The organism is Mesorhizobium sp. P2_B5, from assembly GCF_056404775.1.
In genome coordinates this window covers 968217-986568 of record NZ_JBFUDJ010000002.1, presented here as the reverse complement: position 1 = coordinate 986568, position 18352 = coordinate 968217, and the positions used below count along the sequence as shown (strand labels likewise).

Sequence of the window (18352 nt, the reverse complement as noted above, 5' to 3'; positions counted from 1 at the left end):
CCTCACGAAGCGGCCTCTCGCTCGGCCTCTGCCTGTGCCGGCGGCAGCGATTGCGCGCCACCCCGCGCGGCCTTGCCGGAACGGCCGGTGATCGTGGCCAGCGGCTGGACGTTGAATTCCTGCGCCAGTTCCTGAAAGGACAGGACCGGAAGTTCGATCCCATTGTGCACCAGCAGGCTGCGCATATGGCGCCGCACATCCATCGCTGCGAGCACCACGGGCGCGGCATTGGCGGTATTGTGCGCCAGCACCTGTTCGATCTCCCCGACCAAAGCCTGCGCATCGTCGTCGGACAGGTTCAGGAATGTGCCGCTCGACATGGTCTGCACGGCTTTTCGCAGGATTTCCTCGGCCGATCGCTGCAGCACATAGGCTGCAATGATGTTGTTGCGATCCGCGCAACGAAAGCTGATCTGGCGTTTCAGTGCCGTGCGCACCCCTTCCGTCAAAAGCACGACGTCCTGCTCGCGCTGGCCCCATTCGACGATGGCTTCGAGGATCAGGCGCAGATTGCGGATCGGCACGTTTTCGCCGACGAGCCGGCGCAAAACCTCCGCGATCTTTTGCAGCGGAACGATTTCCTGTGCCTGTTTGATCAGATCCGCGTACTCGGCTTCCATGTCGGACAGAAGCTTGCGTGTCTCCTGGATACCGACGAAATGACCGGCATAAAGACGAAGCGCGTTGCTCGCCCATCTTGCCGCCACTTCGGCCGGTGTCGCGAAGCTGAACCCTGCCTCCTTCAAGACGTGAACATGGCGCTCGTCGACCCATACGGATTTGCGCCCGCCGGCAACCGGCGACGCCTTTTCGAATGTCACGTCAAGCAGTTCGAGATGCGTGGCATCGGCTTCGACGAGGACGCGCGCGGCAGGGATTTCCTCGTCGAGGACCGGTGCGCCTTCCAGGTCGATACGGATGCTGCGCGGCGAAGCGGTCTCGTCGACCTCCATGCCGATGGCTGGAACGTTGACCCCGAGGTCGCCGAACAATTCGCCGCGCACGCCTTCGGCGAGCGTGCTGAATTCGGTCTCCGGTATAGCCTGCGCCAGTCCGCGTCCGAGACGCACGACAATGCGATAGGACGCAGGCAGCGCCAGGGTCTGAGGCGCTGCCAGCGCGGCTTTGCCGTCGCCGGCAGCCCCAGCCGCGTCCTGGCCCGCGTCCTCGTCCTCGTCGGGGCGCCGCATTGCGCGGTTTATCAGATAGGCACCCGCCCCAAGACAGGCGCCGATTGCCAGGAACACCAGGGCTGGAAAGCCCGGCACCAGGGCCAGGCCGACCATGATGATGGCGGCCAGTGCGATGGCTCGGGGATCGCGCAGGAGCTGACTGGTAATCTGTGCGCCGAGATCGCCTTTTCCATCCGCGCTGCCGACGCGGGTCACCATGGTTCCGGCCGCCACGGCAACGAGCAGCGCAGGTATCTGCGCGACCAGCCCGTCACCCACGGTGAGCAGCGCATAGGTCGTGGCCGCCTCTCCGAGCGACATGCCGTGCTGCAGCGTACCGACGCTGAAACCGCCGATGAGATTGACCAGGATGATCACGATCCCGGCAATGACGTCGCCTTTGACGAATTTCATCGCGCCGTCCATGGCGCCGAAAAGCTGGCTCTCGCGTTCGAGCTGCTGGCGCAGGCGGCGCGCTTCGACCTGGTCGATATCGCCGTTGCGCAACTCGGCATCGATGCTCATCTGCTTGCCCGGCAGCGCGTCCAGCGAGAAGCGGGCGGCAACCTCGGCGACGCGTTCGGCGCCGCGGGCAACCACGATGAACTGCGCGACTGTGATGATCATGAAGATCACCAGGCCGACGGCGATGCTGCCGCCGACTACGAAGGTGCCGAAGGTGGTGATGATGCCGCCGGCATCGGCCTGCAGCAGGATCAACCGTGTCGTCGTGATGGTGATGGCCAGCCGAAACAACGTGGCGATCAGAATGACCGACGGCAGCGAGGAAAACTGCAGCGGATGCGAAACATAGAACGCGGCCAGCAGGATAAGCACGCTGATGGCGATGTTGGTGGTGATGAGAACGTCGACGAGGAATGTTGGCAGCGGGATGAGCATCATCACCACCGCGAAAAGCAGGAGGACGGCGACGACCAGGTCGCTGCGACGAGACAGCTTGACCAGGAGTTGCAGGAGCCGCTGCGTCATTGACTACCTCTTTGCGATAGGAAGCTGCGGAGCGCGCTGCGCGCTTCGGTCTTGCGGCCGGCCGCGAGCAGGGCGCGGCTCTTCAAGAGAGCGAGAGCCGGATGGTCATTCCCGTCCATGGTCTCCAGCCTGGCAACCGTCGCCAGCGCCTTTTCGGCTTCGCCCTCCAGGATCAGCAGATGGGCAAGCGTCTTCAGCACGCCGGCATTGCGTGGCTCGAGTTGCGCGGCGATGAGCAGGTAGGCCACGCTCCGCTTTGCCTGGCCATGACACCCGTAGAGATAGCCCAGGACATGCAGCAGATGCACCGGTTCTTGCGGTTCAATCAGATTCCGCTTCCTTCCTGCATGCGACCGACCAGATTGCGATGGCGCTCGATCTCCTCTTCCATCAGCGTCACGGCAAGCGTTCTGAGCTGCTCGCCGCCCTCAAGGTCTGGAACCAGGTCCGCAACGAAGCGCTGCAAAATCGGCTCGCAGCGCCGCAGGATTCCAGGCTCCGCGCCAACGGGCATGACGAAGTCGAGGAGCATCTCGTCGAGAGACAGGTCGGCTGCATTTCTGGCCGGTTGGAATTCCGGTACTTGCGGGTCTTCCGCGGCTCCGGCCGATGCTGCCTGCCGGGCGCGGCTTGCGGCTCTCTCGGCGTCGTTCATGCGTCGCCGGCCGATCGATTGGCCGCGAACGCTTTCGGCCTGGCGGACGTCGCGGCCGTCCGCTCGCGCCGTGTCCAGCCGTGGCCCTTCGAGCCGGCGGCTCATTGATACTTCAGCGCGACCGTGGCGCCGCCCTTGGTCAGCACGAGTTCCGTGTCGCCGATATGCTTTACCGTCCAGCCGTCGTCGGTGAAGGCGCCTTCGTGATAGCGGGCTCCGTCGGCCGCGATGACATAGGGCTGGTCGCCATACCAGATCGCCTGCAGCATCAGCCGCGGCGCCTGCTGGGCGTTGCCGATCATGACGGCGGAGGCAAGCGCGACATGGGTGCCGAATTTCTGGTCGAACCATGACTGCGTTTCGGTCCAGGCGCCCGACATGTCATTGGCGATCACGCCCGAGACCACGAGACGCTCCGATGATTTCTCAATGGTCAGTGCGCCCAGGCCGCTTTGGTCGAGGCGCTGCCTGAGCTGGCTTTCCGCCTCGGCAAGGGTCTGCGCCATGAGCGGCGAGGAATCGTCGAGCGTCCGTTGCCTGGCCTGGTCGGCGAAGGCGACTTTGACAGGCTCGCCGTCCGACGCCGACGCCAGGTGGGTGAGGCCGGGCAAGGATTTCGACAGCCCGCTTGCCGTGAAGGTGATCGCGCAGAGGACGAAGACGATGCAGCCCGCGGCCATAGTCAGGCGGCCGGCAGCGGTCCAATCCGTCGACCGTCGCTGGCTGGCCAGCCGGACCGTCGCGCCACCGAGCGTCATGACGACGGGAAGCCTGCAACGGCTGCCATGTCCTTCCTCGATCGTCTCGCCCGAGGCGAGGACCACGTCACCGCCGATCGCTTCGATCTCGACGATGCCGCCTTGCCGGCGCAGCCTTGCGTGAATCGGCCCTACGCCGGCATCGCCAAGGACTATGTCGGCTTCGGTGCTGGAGCCGATTGTGTGAACGGGTTCGTGCAGACTGATTTCGGCGCCGCCGTGCACGCCGTGAATGACGGCCAGGACGATCGGATGGCCGGCGTGCGGAGTCCCAGCGCTCAACTGTGGCAACTGCGCCGCTTCCATTGGCTTGCCGGCTGAAAAGGCGGTCATGCCGGTTCGTCTCCCCAATGACGGTTTTCAAGATGCCGAGCGGCGAAGACGCCGCCGCTTGTCCGCGGCGGCGTGAATTCGGTAAGCCGTCAGACTTTTTCGGCGGACCGGCCCATCGTGCTTGCCAGGCCCATTTTCATGTCATGTTCAGATTTCGCGGTATCTTTCTTTACCTCGAGGCTGAACATGCGTTCCTGCTGCTTGATCATCTTCTCGAGGTTGTCTTCCGGCGAGCCGCCAGAGGTGATCGGAGGGGTTGTGGTCATGATCGTCTCCTTGAAGAACCATTCGAATTACAAACGCCAGGCGACCGCGCGATGCTGCCTGGCCTCTTGCGACTATCACCTTACGGCAGTCCAACTGAAATTGGAAGTCCATTTGGAATTTATGAACCAATTTAGTTCCAAGTGTTGCATTGCAGGCGTCTGAGGCGTAAGCTGCGATAGGGGTCAAAGGGGTTTGATGAAATGGAAAATGGTCCGTTGGCGGAACTATTGGTCGAGCGCTTTGAAACGATGCCGCCGCAGTTGCGGGTAGCGGCGCGTTTTGTGCTGGATCATCCCAAGGATGTGGCGCTGATGTCGATGCGCGAACAGGCGCAACAGGCAGGCGTTTCGCACAGCACGATGATGCGGCTGGCGCGATGGCTCGGCCTCGAAGGCTACGAGGATATGCGCAGCCTCTACGCTCGCGCGTTGCGCGAGGCGAGCGCGCGAGGCACGACACGGCAAGCGATCGGAGGAGCCGGTGAAACGGGCTATTCGGTGGCCGGCGTCGTCGCCGATAGTCTTGCCGCGCAGATTTCGAGCCTCGGCGAATATACCAGCGCCATGCAGATCATTGCCGCCGCCGACGTCCTGCAACGATCGCGACGCCTTTTCAGTCTCGGCTCGCGCGCAGCCTATCCCGTCGCAAGCCACTTCGCGCACCTCATGTCGCTCTTGGCCGACGATGACCGCACTGTGGCTGTCGTTACCGAAATGGCCGGCCAGGGCTTGGACGCTCTGCGGCGCGCCGGCCGCGGCGACATGGTGCTTGCCATCAGCATGGCGCCCTATGAGCGCGCGACGATCGAGATGGCGCGTCAGTCGGCCCGGCAAGGCGTCAGCGTGGTGGCGATCACCGACAGCAGCGTCGCGCCGCTCGCGCGGATCGCGCAAGAGACGATCATCGTCACATCGAATTCGCAGTCGTTCTTTTGCAGCATGGCGCCGGCTTTCGCGGCCGTCGAACTGCTGGTGGCGCTGATGGCGGCGCGCTCCGAGCCGGATGCTGCGGAACGGGTAAGGCAGTCGGAAGAGCAACTCGCCGCTTTCGGCATTTATTGGAAGCCCGCGCGGTAGCATCCTCAAGGGGTGCGACCGGAGCGGGTGGCGGCTGTCTTGTCGCCGGCAACGCAATCCGGAGGTCGCCCCCATGATATCGTTCGCCAGGACCCTGCTCGATTTGCAAAAGGCGATTGCGAGCGCGATCGAGGCAGCCCGGCTTCAGGCGCAAGCGGCGTCGGTGACCAACCTGGCGCGCGCCAATGCGACCACAAACGGCTTTCAGCCGGTGCGCGCCTCCACAGCGCTGACGCCATACATCTTTCCTCAGCGCAACGAGTTTGCGCCGACCGCCATGGCTCCTCTCAAGCTTGGCGTCGGCAAGCCTGAGGATGACGCGGCAACGGCGCGCGGCATCGTCGATGAAGCCGTGCGCGGCAAGAGTATCGACCAGATCGCCGCTGCGCGCGGTATGAGGCCCGACCAGGTCATCGATGCGCTGAGGTCCGGACATATGGATGTGTCCGTCAGCAGCAACGGCGACGTTGGAACCACGAGCATAAAAGACAGCACTGGTCGCACCGTCACGCAGTATTACGACTACCAGCATGACAGCTACTATACGAGCGTGCAGGAAAAGACCGGCGGGCCGGCGACCTCGACGCCGGTGCGCGACGGGCTCGGGCGCAAGGAGACCAGCAGCTACAATTCCGACACCGGCGCGGTGACGACGCGCTACGAGGACGATCTCGGCACGGGCACGGTAACGGAGCGCACATCGATGCCGAACGGCGCGTCGGTGGAGACGGTGACGCCGCGCGGCGGCCCGTCCATTCCGGTAACCACCGTTACCGGTCCGGATGGAACGAAGACCACCTTGGCTCCCAAGCAGAAGCCGGGCGGCGACAGCACGCGCATCATCACGGACGGCCTGGCCGCGGGGAAAAGCATCGACCAGATCGCGCGGGAGAACAATCTCAAGCCGGAACAGATTACCGCCGAGTTGCAGGCGGCCGGCTATCAGGTCAAGAGCGTGGCGGCAACGAGCGGCAATGGCGACGTCCAGTCGGTCGAAATCGTCGACGCGCACACCGGCGCCAAAACCGTCTACACCAATGACATCCAGCACGACGAACGCACGGTCGTGACCAATGCCGGCGGCAAGGAGACCACGCAATGGTCCGACGGCAATGGCAGGACCCGTGAGACCGTTCGCACCATAGCGACAGGCGAGACGACGACCACCGTCGTCGATCCGAAAGCCGGGACGCAAGTCAAGACGGTCACCGACAAGGATGGCCGGGTAACAACCACCACCACCGAGCAGATCAATGGCGGCAAGCCGATCGAGTACGAGGTGAAATCGGGCGACAGTCTGGGCGCGATCGCGAAACAATATGGCGTCACGGTGGACGATTTGCGGCGTGCCAACCCGCAGCTTTTCAGCTCACCTGGCGATTCGGTCATCCATCCGGGCGAAAAGGTCACTGTCGCGAGTGGCAGCCGTACGACGGTAACGGTCACCTTCAATGGCTATACGCTGACCACCAGGCCCGACGGCAGCATGACCCTGCACAACGCCACCACGGGCGCCGATCTGGACATCAAGGCCGGAAGCACGCAAGCAGCCTTGGCCAACACACTTCTGGCGGTGAACCCGGACAGCAGCGACCCCGAGGTGGCGAAGGAAGGACAGGTCGTAAAGACCCTCGTCGAAGGCATCCTGGCCGGCGAGGCGTTGCCGAGCCTGGTCGAACTGGCGGATAAGGCCGGACGGGACAAACAGGCCCTGATCGACAAATACGGTCTGGGCAAGCCCGCCACCCCCAAATTCGACGGCCAGCACCGGATTGTCGATCCGTTTGGCGATCCGCCGATAGGCAATGCCCCTTCGGGCGGAAAATGGACGCCGCTTAAGATCGACGGAGTCTGGACCTGGGTCGATCCTCAGGTTGCCCAGGCCATCATCACCGAGAATATAGCGCTGTCGCGCGTCACCGAGACGCGCGCCCTGGCCGTTCAGCGGCAGGAACAATTGAACGTGCAGATGCTCGATCCCGCCTACAAGGGCGCGGTTGCCGCCGCGCAAGCCACGGTGAACAAGGGTCTGGCCCCCTTGGGTATGTCATGGAAGGTGCAAAAGCCGCAGGGAACTCTAGCAGAGGCGCAGAATCGCCTCACCAAAGCCAATACTTTGCTGCAGAACGCGCAAGGCGCGCGTGCTGAGTATGAAAATGCGGGACGTGTGCTCAACGACGCCATTGCCGGCAACAGCAAGTTGGGCCCACTGCCCAATCCGAATGCGACGTACGCGAGTGCACAAGGCGCCCCGCCCGGACCGTCATACGCTCAGCAGGTTGCCGACCACGCCGCCATCGACAAGCAGTTTTCCGAAGTCGGACTGCATTTGAGCAAGGGCGACAAGCTCACGATCGATTCCCTGCTGGGTGAGGCTGACCTGAACGGGGTTGCCGTGGACTCCCAGCAATACAAAGACCTCAAGGCAATGCAGACGGCGGCAGCCAGCCAAGTGGATCTGGCGCAGGCCTACCAGAACTATTATGACGCCCACGACAACGCCGCGCAGGTCGGTGCGCGACAGGACGCTCTCGAGCAAAAACTGCTCATCGAGTATCTTGGCAAGCAGAAGTTCGACCCGAACGAGAAAGTGAGCCGTTATAACGGCGACTACCTCGGACGCTACCAGGGATCCACCCTGGAGATTCGCGATGGCCAGCTTTGGGTGGTAAACCACTTCGAAGAGGGAACGACGGAGCAGGCCCTTACCTACCGTCCGGACAACAAGAACGTCCGCAACGACTATCGTGACCGTCCGCTCAACAAGGAATGGCAGCAACTTCTGCAAGGGGACGGCTCAAACGCGCAGCAATGCGTGGCCAACGGTCTGACGGCCGTCAAAGTCACTGAAGCGCAGGCCGCCAAGGACCTCAACAGCACGCTCGACGGGCAGCTTGGCAAAAGCATTACAGATCTGAATTCCAAGCTGACCGCGCTGCAAGCCGAGGTCAACAAGCCGCACAAGCCGGGCACGGTCGATGCGCCCGCCGGCACCCTGACCGACGGCGCGCAGCCTGTCACGATCGATGTCGACGGACATACGATCAAGGTGTCCCCGGAGGTTGCGCAAGCCTACGGCTTGACCGGCCTCGATGCGCTGACGCAAAGCGGCAAGGCGGTCTGGATCGATCTGGACACAAGCGACGGCGATGCCAGCGGGCGCTGGGTCGACCCCGAGTTGGCTGTCGCCCAGCTGTCGCTCGAGGCTACGAAGAACAAGATTGCGCAAGCCGGTGATTTGCGCCGGGTGCTTCACGATTTCAACGAATACCACGAGCTCTCGCTGAGCGATCCGTCGCTTCTGGTCGAGCGCAACAGCAGCGTGGACAGGGCCTATCTGGACAAGCACCAGCAGCAAACGCTCGACGTTATCTACAAGCCGAAGTTCAAGCAGCTTTTCAACAGCGGTTACGACAACACATTTCGAGACCAACCGGGCAACACGCTTGAGACCACTGTGGGCAGGGCGTTCAATTTCGATCGCTCGACCGATGCAGGCCGCAAAGCAAGCGACAGCGTGCTGGACGAGATTCGCGGCATTGGCGGCGACAAGGTCGCCGTGCGCGTTGTGCCGATCTTCTATGTCGACTCTGCGGTTGGGGCACAGCAAACCGCATTGATTGCCGTGCGTGATGGCGATGCCACGCGCTATGTCGACGCCACCGGCCAGAAATTCGACGATCTGGCGGATTTCCAGGACAACAACAACCAGTTTTCCGAGAGCGGCAAACTGGTTGTTCCCAAAGGCCTGGAGATGAAGACCGGAGCCGATGGCGATATAGCGCTTGAGGTTGTCAATGCGCGCAACGTTTCGGTCATGGACAGGCTTGTCGATCCGCTGGTTGGTGTCGTCACCGGCGCGGCGACCATCCTGTCGTTCACGCCGTTGGCTCCGGTTGCGGCCCCGGTGGCCTATGCCGGCGCCGGATATCTGGGCGCCCGGGCGCTGGTAAAGGAGGTCAATTATCTGGCGCATGGCGGCGAATGGGACGATGGAGCTTCGCTGGGCAATATTGCCGGTGTTGTGACCACGGTTTTGCCGGTCGCCTCCAGCCTGGTCCGCACTGCCGGCCTGGCCGGAAAGGAATTGAACGCGCTCCAGGCCTTTCGAGGCAGCATAGGCGCAACCCGGGCGGGCTCGCCGCTGGCGCTACAAACGCAGACCTACATGCAGTCGAGCGCCTTGTTGAACAAAACGGCGTGGCACCTGGATGTCGGCTCGGTCATTGCCGGAACTCCATTGCTGGTTACGTCCGCCTTCGATCTTGCCGCCAATGGCAACCAGATGAATGGCCTCCAACTCGCCAACGCCATCATCGGTACGGGCACCGGCATTGTCGGCACGGGGCTGGGCATCAGAGGCCTGCGCACATTCCGGCCGGGAACAGGGGAAGAGGCGAATCCCGCCAGCTTCGATGCCGATGCCTCGCCCGACTACACCGAATCCTGGACTTCCGGGCCAGCCATAGGCCATTCGGGAAAACCGATGAAACTTCTGGAAGCCGACGCAGACGGCGTGTTTGTGGACACAGGCGAACTGGTCTACCACGACCCTGCGTTTCCCGTCATTCGCCAAGACGGGGACGATGCTGGTGGAGCGGGCGAACCTGGCACGGCATTGGTTCCAGTCTCGCGGTCATCGACAAAGCCGGAGGGGGATGCACCCGCCGATAGCGACCCGATCGTTGTGCCGGGCGAAGTGGTGCTGGCAAACACGCAGCGTCCTCTGATCTGGGACCCGCAAAGCCGCAGTTTCACAGGTGACCCAGCCTCATCGGACGCTAGCGGTTCGACGCAGGCTACAAGACCGTTGATGCGCTACACGATAGGCAATCGCCACACTGGCGAGACCCTTTCCGACTTCAATCTGCCGGCGGGGCAAAGAACGACGGCCCTGCCCGAGACCAAAGCAATCGAGGCCGCAGCGAAGCCGGTGCCGGCTCCCGTCGAGCTCGACCCTTCCTTGCCGGTTCTCTATCTCGGCGACGATGGCCGCTGGACAACGGAACCGGTCACGCGGCAAGAGGCGGAGACGAACGCCGTGACCGACACCGGGCAGCCCCGACCCGTCAGGTCCGACGGCACGCCGGTCATCAACAGGTTCTCGTCAAACCCGCTCAGTCTGGGCCAGACGTTCCTCGCCATCAAAGCCGGCCTGCGGCGCATCGGTACGCGTTACCTCGACACCGCCCCCCGCTATGACTATCCGAAGCTTGGCGAACTGGTCGACAGCATCTACCAGCGACCGGTTCCGGAAGGGGTCGCTGCGGGACAGCGCATCTATGTCGAGGCGGACGGCAAATATCTGGAAGCGACAGTCATCATTGCCGGTCCGCAGGCAAACATTGTCCACGGCGACGTCGTGCCGGGTGAACACGTCACGGAAGCCGGTTACCTTGGTTCCGGGTCGACTGTCGAGCGCGCCAAACGCCTGTCGATGACGACGCCCAATGGCCAGCTTCGGGTCAACACGCCCGCGCGCGAAGTCCATACGTTCGATCCGGCCGACAATGCCGAGATCACGAACCGCTCGGCGCTGGGAGAAACGCTTGCCGCGACGTTGCCGGAACTGCCCGGCGAGACGGCAACGCCCGCATCGACATGGACACCGGAGCAGGTGGAACTCGTCGGCGACTACCTGCATTCGCTCGAGCGCTCGACGGATTCGGTTTTGCGCGACGCCGTGACCACGACCAGGCTGCAACTGGGGGGCAGGGGCCTGCCAGAGGCTGGCACTGAAATGACGCCGGCTCAGCATCATGCTTTGACCGAAATACTCGATGCGGACCAACACAGCGTCTTCACCGGCTCGAAGCCGGTCGGGCAGCTTTCGATGAACGGCGTGACGACCCTCCAGGTGTTCAGCGCGCAAGGCAAGCTGCCGCAAGTGTCGCCGGCCGAAGTAATCGACCGACTTGGCCTGTCGTCCGAAGGCGGCTTGCCTGGCGGCGAGCAGTTACTGACATCAGGAGCGCTGCCCGCAAAAGCCCGGTGGACCGATGCCGGCCGCGATGTCGTTCGCGATTACGTCGAGGCCGCGGCGGGCGCCACCGATCCGAACCTTGTCGCCGCGGCAAAGGCCGCGCTTCCGGCTTTGAAGGGACGCGCCACCAAGCCCGGAAAGGCCGTGACGCCAGAGCAGCACGACGCGCTCCTGCAGGTTCTTGCAGCCGATGCCGGCGGCACGTGGGTTTACGGTCCCAGGCTGCAGCCGGGGAGGGCGTTCAGCCCGGCCGGCAAGCTTTCGCCGGAAGGACGCTACAATGAGAAGGTTCTGTCCGGCCACGCCACGTGGACGCCGCATCTGTGGCGAGAGATGCGCGCCTATGCCGCCAACCAGCAGAAATCCGCCGATCCCGTGGTCCAGTCGCTGGCGCATTCCCTGGCAGACGCACTGCCTGGCAGCAAGCCCAAGGCCGGGACCGAAATCAACAGCACCGTGCCTGTCCTTCTGCAGCAATTGAGGGATGCCGACAGCGCAAGCTCGTGGCGGTCTCCGAACTTCTTCACCGATGCGCAAGGGGTCTGGCGCTCCGACCGCGCGACGGTCTCCTGGTTCCTGCAGGAGCATGAATCCAACATTATTGGCGGGCCGGCGCTGAACAGCCTGGCGACCAACACGCTTGGTCTCGGCGGATCGATGTTCGGCATCAGTGTGCCGCTGCCAAGCCGCCAGGCCTATGGGGAACTCAGCCTTAAGAACAACGGTCCCAGTGGCACCGGCTTCCTGCTGCCTGTCCATCCCGACGATGCGCGGGGTCAGACACTGTTCGCCAATGGCTACCGGCCGAACTACGCTTACGACGAAACGGCCGGTCAGTGGGTCGGTGCGGCGCCGATGCTGACGAAGAATACGTATCAGAGCGAAAAAGCCCTTGGCTTGTCCGTATCCATCGGCGGCTTCTCTGTCGGCGGAGCCTTCGTCGCGCGCAAGCTCTATTATCTTGGCGGTGAGGGCGGCAGGCCGGGCTACACGCTGAGGCCGGAAGGCCCGCTCAGCCGCGAGGCGGCCTCGTTCTGGGAAGAGGCCACACGAGGCGGCGCCAGTCATTACAGCGCCGAAGGCAAGGTGCCCGGCATGGACGATCGTGTCCTTTACCGGAACTTCAGCGTCGTTGCGCCTTTGGGGGGCGGCAAGGAGCCCTGGCGCGGCAGCGTTGCCTTCCAGGGCGTGCCACGCGAGGCGGGCGCCGGCCCCGTCAACCGGCTGGACCGGACGGATTACGGCTTCGGCGCGTCCGTGAGCCTTCCGCAATTGCCACTGCTGACGGCGGAGGCTGGCTCGGTGAGGAAGGACCTGGTTTCCCATGACCGGACCGCGCGTCCGCACCCCCAATTCAGCGAAGGCGCAAACAAGGTCCTGTCGGCGCTGGGGACTTCGGGCGGGCGCGTGACACCAGATTTCCTGGCGCACCTCGATGCCTATCTCGGCGAGACGGCGGCCTCTCCAAATCCCCAGCTCAGGCTTGCCGGCGAACGCGTATCGGACGTGTTTCCGGAACTCGGCAATGCGCCGTATCCGGACCAGCTCGCCACTGCCGGCGGACGGCCTGCTGGCATGAACAAGGCGGCGTGGAAAGCGTTGCGGCAACAATTGGATCAGCAGGCGCGGGGCGAACTGACGCCCACGCAGGCCCATTACCTCAACCTGTTGTTCGAGGGCGATGCCCGTCAAAACACACTGCCTTCATCTCCAACAGGCAGGGACATCGCCACTCCTGGCAATCCGGCGCCAAGGCCGGTGTTACCAGAGAACGGGCCGGTCTTGCATGGGCTGTTCGACAACCCCATGGCCAAGCCGCTGACGCCGGCCGAGATCGCGGCAAACCGCAAGGAGGCGGCGAGCCTGCTCAATGACACGCTGCATCAGGATCTCGGCATGCCGGAAGTCACCATGGACAATCTGGTGGATCAGCTCAGCAGGTCGCCAACGCTTATAGGCCTCCTGCGCGATGCCAACGACAGGGGCGTGCGCATCGTCAACCCGGCGCGGCGTGATCTCAGGATTTCCGACGCCAGGACTGGCGAGGACGTGACGGCGACCGGATCGCAATTCGACAGCAATCTGGGCGTCATCTTTGTCGACGCCGAAACGTTCCGCGCCGCCGATGCGGACGGCAACACCGTGCTTGCAGAATTCGTCGACCTGCTCAGTCACGAGGCAAAGCACGCCGCCAGTGCCGCGATCGACCTTCCGCCGGGCAATTTTGAGAGCGGGAAAGCCTATGGCGATACAGTGGTCCCAGCCAATCTGCACGCCGAGGGCGAAGCGACATTCGGTCAATATGTCGTTGCCGACGAGCTTGCCGCCAATGGCGGCAAGCCGGCTGCAATTCTCGCCGCCGATGTGCCGATGGCCGAAATATTCGCCCGATACAAGTCCGGTGAGATCGATCGGCCACAGGCGATCGCAAAAATGGCAAAGCTGATCGGCGACAAGCAGCCGAGCACCAGCGAGGGAACTTACACCGAGTTTTATCGCAATCAGGCCGACAAACTGTATGACCACTACACAAGCGGCGATACCAAACCTCTGCTGGAACCCGGCCAGCCCGCGCCGGCAAACAAGGGCCAGCCCAACAACGGGCTCACCCGAAATGGCGTCCATGCCGTTCCGCTCGACCAGGTGCCGAACCTTGTCATGAGAGATTTTCGCCCGGACCAGATTCCCTGGCTGAAACCTGAGCAGGTGGCGGAACTGACGGGACCGCAGTGGGCCGACATGGATCGCGCCGGCTTGCTGCCTTACGTCACCAAGGTCCAGATGCGCGCCGTCCCCGAGACAAGGATAACCGAGGTCAACATTGCTGGTCTCGTCGGAAAACAGGTTCCCTGGCTGACCAAGGGCCATATCCGCAATCTTACCGACAAACAGACGCAGGATCTGATCAATACCGGTCTGAGCTCACACCTCAAGCAGCCGCAATGGCAGCAGATCAAGGGAGACAAGGTTGCCCTCTTCGATATGACGAAGGTGGATCCGAGCCGGATTGCCTGGTTCAAACCCGGTCAGGTCGCCGGTTTCACGTCCAAGCAATTCGCGGACCTGGGCAAGTCCGGTCGCTTGAGCTCATTTACAGAGCCCATGGTTCGAGCGATCCCCAACGACAAGGTCGGCTCGATCGACGTGAAGAAGCTCGATCCCGGTCAAGTTCCCTGGCTGACCGAAAAGCAAGTCCCGCATCTGACCTTGGCCCAATGGGGTGATTTCCCGCTTGACCACATTGAAGCCTTCCCTCAACCGCTGATCGAAGCAGTGCCATCAAAACTGTTTGGGGAAATGAGCCCGGGCCTGTTTCGCAAGTTCACGCCCGAACAGTTTGAGTGGATGTCCGCGGAGCACACCGACGCGCTTTCCGTGCTGCACATGACGACTTTCCGGGCAACCCACAAGAAGACCATGACGCCTGTACAGGCCGCCGCGGTCGACGAAGTTCTGGGCCATGCCCGGCTCAAGGAAAACAGCCAACTGCTCGCGACGTTCGGTGGCATGGCCGGCACAGCCTACGGGATACAGCAAGCCTTGCCGCCGCAATGGGCCGCAACGGCTTCCGGCGTGGCCTTTGGGGTTCGTGGCCTTGTCTTCAGCGCACAGGCAGTGTTTCCCAATGCCACGGCAGGCAACACGCGGCTTGGACGAACGCTTAACGCCATCAACGCTGTAACCTTCGTTTTTGCGGCGCCGGGCTCAGTCAACGCTGCCCTGCACGGCGACAATCTGTGGGTGAACGGCACCTATGGTCTTGGCAATATCATCTTCGGCACCAAGACCGGCCTGCAAGTCTTCACAGGACGGACTGTATTCCGAAATGCGGGCGAGCATCTCGGCGAACCGCTCTATGTGCTTGGATCGGCCTTCTACACATTCCAGAACCTCGATTCCCCATTGGCCTGGGTAGCGGGCGGCTTGTTTACCGTCGGCTGCAGCGAGTTCTGGGCGTCAGCCGCCAGAACCGACATTCTGAACCGCAAGCCGGTTCCCAGGACACAGCAGGAGTCCGAGGAAAGGGCCAAGTCCGACAAGCGCTGGGCGAGGGCCGACCGTCTCTCGCTCGGAATAACCTTCGGCGTCGGCATGATCCTGTTTGCCTGGGACAGTCTCGATGGCGAGCCCTGGAAGACCAAGCCTGCCACACCGCAACCGCCGGCACCGCAACCGACGACGTCCCAGTCGCCGGCGCCACCATCGCCTACGTCATCCCAGCCGCCGGCGCCCCAAACAACGTCTTCCCAACCGCCAGCACCACCACCGGCGCCGCCTCAATCGACGTCCTCCCAACCGCAATCGCCGCCCCCTACAAGCAGGAAACCGCGTGGCGGCCTGATTGCAGTCGACTATGTCGAGCCGCAAGGCAAAAGCGATTCCGAAGGCCGCACGAATCCGACGCTGGAGAAGGATGGCTATCGCTGGGTCCAGGCGCAAAGCGGCGACACCATCCGCCTGATCGCCAGGAGCCAGTCGGTCGATGTGGCACAGACAATGATGCTCAACATGGATCACATCCTGACGCCGGATATGATCTTCTCGGGCGACAGGATCTATCTGCCCGACAGATCGGTCTGATAGCCCGCGGACAGAGCGCCCGCCGCATCCCCAAAGCGGCGGGCAACTATGGTTCCACGGCTCGTGCCGCGTACCTTCGGGCGACGCAGGCGGCGAGATTAGCCGCCCTTTCGGCTACGGAGTTTGAGGGCTCCGAAGGATAAGAAGCGGTAAATTGCAGATCGGACGGATGCCATTCGCAGTCGACGATGCGCAATGTGCCGTCCGCGGTGTGCTCCCGCACCACTTGTTCGGGCAATGAAGCGATGCCGATGCCGCTGAGCGTCATCTTGATCGACGCCGCGAGTGAGTTGGCGGGAAAGATGCGCGGCGTCTGTTCCACTTCACCGCTGAGCTTGCGATGGATTTCGCTGTAGAGCCTCGTGCTGCGGGCATAGCTGATGATTGGAAACTGCATCAACTCGTTCAGGGTCAGTTGACCGCACTTCGGCAACTTCAGGTTTGGCGCGCAGACCCATACCAGCGGAAAGGACGGCAGATCGACATTCTCGATGCCGTACTCCAGCACGGGTCCCATCAGCACCGCCAGATCGATGCGATGAGACATCAGCTCGCTGCGCAGCGTTGTCGTAGCGTCGACGACGATATCGGTCTCGACAAGCGGGTAGTGTTCTTTGAGCTCGCCCAGGAAGTCCGAGAGCCACGTGTGCACGATCGATTCGGCCATGCCTAACCTCAGCACTCCCGCCGTTTCGGAAAGCGCGTTGGCGGCGAGCTGCAAGCGCTCCGCGTCGCGCAAAACGCGTTGCGCGGGCGGCAGCAGACGTTGACCTTCGGCAGTCAGTTTGACCGTGCTGCTCTGACGCTCGAACAGCCTGGCGCCAAGCGCATCCTCCAGGCTTGCTATGCGCGCCGACACAGCCGGTTGCGTCGTGTTCAGCCGGTCGGCCGCCTTGCGAAAACTGCCGAAGGTCGCAACCAGCAGAAAGGTCTCGAGCTGTTTGATGTTAAAGGGGATCAAGGTTCAATGCCGGACAATGATCTGGGCGCCGATCTTTACCCGGTCATAGAGGTCGATCACATCTTCGTTCGTCATGCGGATGCATCCGGAAGAATTCGCCTGGCCGACGGTCCATGGCTGGTTGGTGCCGTGAACGCGGTATAAAGTGTTGCCGATATAGAGGGCGCGCGCTCCCAATGGATTGTTTGGCCCCCCGGCAACGCGTTCCGGCAAGACGCGGCCCCTTGAAGCTTCCCTGGACCGCATTTCGGCGGGCGGCCGCCAGTCCGGCCAGTCTCTCTTGCTGGAGATCGTATCGCGGCCGGACCACTCCAGCCCTTGCCTGCCGACGCCCACCGCATAGCGCAGCGCCTTACCGTTCCCCAGCAGGTAGTAGAGACGCCGTTGCGTGGTGTCGATCACGATCGATCCCTTCGGTTGAGGCTCGTTGAAGTCCACGACCTGCCTGGGGATCGCAGAGCGCGCCGGCGCCGGGCCTTCATCCGGCGCTTCGTCAGGAGCGGCAGGCGATACTAGCAGGCTTCTATCCTGGTCGTAGGTCCAGCTTCTGGGATCGTAGCCGCCATTCGATTGAGCTTGTGCCGACACAATCGTGCCGGCAATCAGCCATGCGCCGCCCAACGCCGCCCGGCGGCGGCTTCGCGCGGTGAACCCGGCCGACTGTCTTGCAAGCGGACCGTTGTTTCCTGTCACAAAGACCGATCCTGTAGCTGTACTTCTTGCCTGTCCGTGCCGGCGATGTCGGTGGTTGCATCCGATTCGGTCCACACCATAGCGTTTTGCCGATTCTGCGCAACATTTGGCACGAATTTAATACTCGCATTCCAATTGGACTTCCAATGTCCATGTCCGCGCGATAGAATGATCAGGCGCCGCTTTCGAGCGACGTGGCGGATGATGGCCGATTGCAAGCCTCGTGCAGGATCAGATGACGACTGGACGCTACATCGACCGGTTAGACCTGAAGGCGGCGGCTGCGGCCGCCGGGACAGGCATTCTGGCATTGTTGCTGATGCTCGGTCTTGCCGACCGGTCCGCCGCTGCCGAACCGCACTGGCCGTCAGGGCCCTACAAGTACATTGCCATCGACCAGTCCGTGTCGGACGCGCTCGTCGAACTGGGGCGCAATATGGGTATGCCCATGCGGGTCAGCGCCGAGGTAAAGGGGCGGCTGGGCGCCGGCATGCCGCAGAGTTCAGCCCGCGCATTTTTCGAAGCGATCTGCAGCCGCTATGGCCTGGTCTGGCATTTCGACGGCATCGTCATGAACGTCGCGACCGAGGCCGAAATTCGCACCGAGATACTGCCCCTCAGTGCGAACGCGGTGGCCGGAGCGCAGGACCGGCTCTCGCGGTTGGGCGTGCTCGACCCAAGGTTTCCCGTCACGATCTCCAGGCAGGACGAAGCCGCCTCGGTATCGGGTCCGCCTTCCTACATCGCGCTGGTAAAGCAGACGCTCGGGCAGGCCGCCGCGCCGCAACCCAAGCAGCAGTCCGCGAAAGTTACATCAGTCCGCGTTTTTCGCGGCGGCAAGCAAGCCGAGGTGGTGGATGTGCCTTCCGGCATGTTCGACTGA

The 18352-nt window shown here is 62.9% G+C and carries 10 protein-coding genes; 3 read left to right on the top strand and 7 right to left on the bottom strand.

Annotation, left to right across the window (positions count from 1 at the left end; translation table 11 throughout):
- Positions 1 to 2: 2 nt before the first annotated feature.
- The 5 genes from sctV to AC1D1N_RS11120 form a co-directional block, all read right to left on the bottom strand.
- Positions 3 to 2162 (bottom strand): type III secretion system export apparatus subunit SctV, encoded by a 2160-nt coding sequence (gene sctV / locus AC1D1N_RS11140; RefSeq protein WP_477348535.1) that lies wholly within the window; start codon positions 2160 to 2162, stop codon positions 3 to 5.
- Positions 2159 to 2410, bottom strand: coding sequence for a tetratricopeptide repeat protein (locus AC1D1N_RS11135; RefSeq protein ID WP_477348533.1), 252 nt, complete (start codon positions 2408 to 2410; stop codon positions 2159 to 2161). Before AC1D1N_RS11135 ends, sctV begins: the two co-directional genes overlap by 4 nt.
- 77 nt (positions 2411 to 2487) lie before the next feature.
- Positions 2488 to 2817 (bottom strand): hypothetical protein, encoded by a 330-nt coding sequence (locus tag AC1D1N_RS11130; RefSeq protein WP_477348531.1) that lies wholly within the window; start codon positions 2815 to 2817, stop codon positions 2488 to 2490.
- 101 nt (positions 2818 to 2918) lie between these two features.
- Positions 2919 to 3908 (bottom strand): SctD/MshK family protein, encoded by a 990-nt coding sequence (locus AC1D1N_RS11125; RefSeq protein ID WP_477348529.1) that lies wholly within the window; start codon positions 3906 to 3908, stop codon positions 2919 to 2921.
- An 89-nt stretch (positions 3909 to 3997) separates the two neighbouring features.
- Entirely contained in the window at positions 3998 to 4174 is a 177-nt protein-coding gene (locus tag AC1D1N_RS11120; protein WP_477303437.1) for a hypothetical protein, read from the bottom strand.
- A 216-nt stretch (positions 4175 to 4390) separates the two neighbouring features.
- Here AC1D1N_RS11120 and AC1D1N_RS11115 point away from each other — a divergent pair, with 216 nt between their 5' ends.
- Both AC1D1N_RS11115 and AC1D1N_RS11110 read left to right on the top strand, forming a co-directional pair.
- A complete protein-coding gene (locus AC1D1N_RS11115) occupies positions 4391 to 5251 on the top strand; it encodes a MurR/RpiR family transcriptional regulator (RefSeq protein WP_477348527.1) in 861 nt (286 codons plus the stop codon).
- A gap of 73 nt (positions 5252 to 5324) precedes the next feature.
- Positions 5325 to 15815: a LysM peptidoglycan-binding domain-containing protein gene (locus AC1D1N_RS11110; RefSeq protein WP_477348525.1), complete on the top strand. Its 10491-nt coding sequence runs from the start codon at positions 5325 to 5327 to the stop codon at positions 15813 to 15815.
- 46 nt (positions 15816 to 15861) lie between these two features.
- On the opposite strand, the gene AC1D1N_RS11105 is transcribed toward AC1D1N_RS11110, so the two are convergent.
- On the bottom strand, positions 15862 to 16776 hold the full coding sequence (locus AC1D1N_RS11105; protein ID WP_477348523.1) for a LysR family transcriptional regulator: 915 nt from the start codon (positions 16774 to 16776) through the stop codon (positions 15862 to 15864).
- A gap of 3 nt (positions 16777 to 16779) precedes the next feature.
- Positions 16780 to 17397 (bottom strand): L,D-transpeptidase, encoded by a 618-nt coding sequence (locus AC1D1N_RS11100; protein ID WP_477348521.1) that lies wholly within the window; start codon positions 17395 to 17397, stop codon positions 16780 to 16782.
- 295 nt (positions 17398 to 17692) lie between these two features.
- Here AC1D1N_RS11100 and AC1D1N_RS11095 point away from each other — a divergent pair, with 295 nt between their 5' ends.
- The gene (locus AC1D1N_RS11095) at positions 17693 to 18352 is read left to right on the top strand and encodes a type III secretion protein (protein ID WP_477348519.1); all 660 of its coding nucleotides are present in this window, start codon (positions 17693 to 17695) and stop codon (positions 18350 to 18352) included.

Bases quoted from the DNA above. Each gene is read 5' to 3' on its own strand.
- AC1D1N_RS11110 (WP_477348525.1), top strand. From the start codon at position 5,325: ATGATATCGTTCGCCAGGACCCTGCTCGATTTGCAAAAGGCGATTGCG.
- sctV (WP_477348535.1), bottom strand. From the start codon at position 2,162: ATGACGCAGCGGCTCCTGCAACTCCTGGTCAAGCTGTCTCGTCGCAGC.
- AC1D1N_RS11130 (WP_477348531.1), bottom strand. From the start codon at position 2,817: ATGAACGACGCCGAGAGAGCCGCAAGCCGCGCCCGGCAGGCAGCATCG.
- AC1D1N_RS11120 (WP_477303437.1), bottom strand. From the start codon at position 4,174: ATGACCACAACCCCTCCGATCACCTCTGGCGGCTCGCCGGAAGACAAC.
- AC1D1N_RS11125 (WP_477348529.1), bottom strand. From the start codon at position 3,908: ATGACCGCCTTTTCAGCCGGCAAGCCAATGGAAGCGGCGCAGTTGCCA.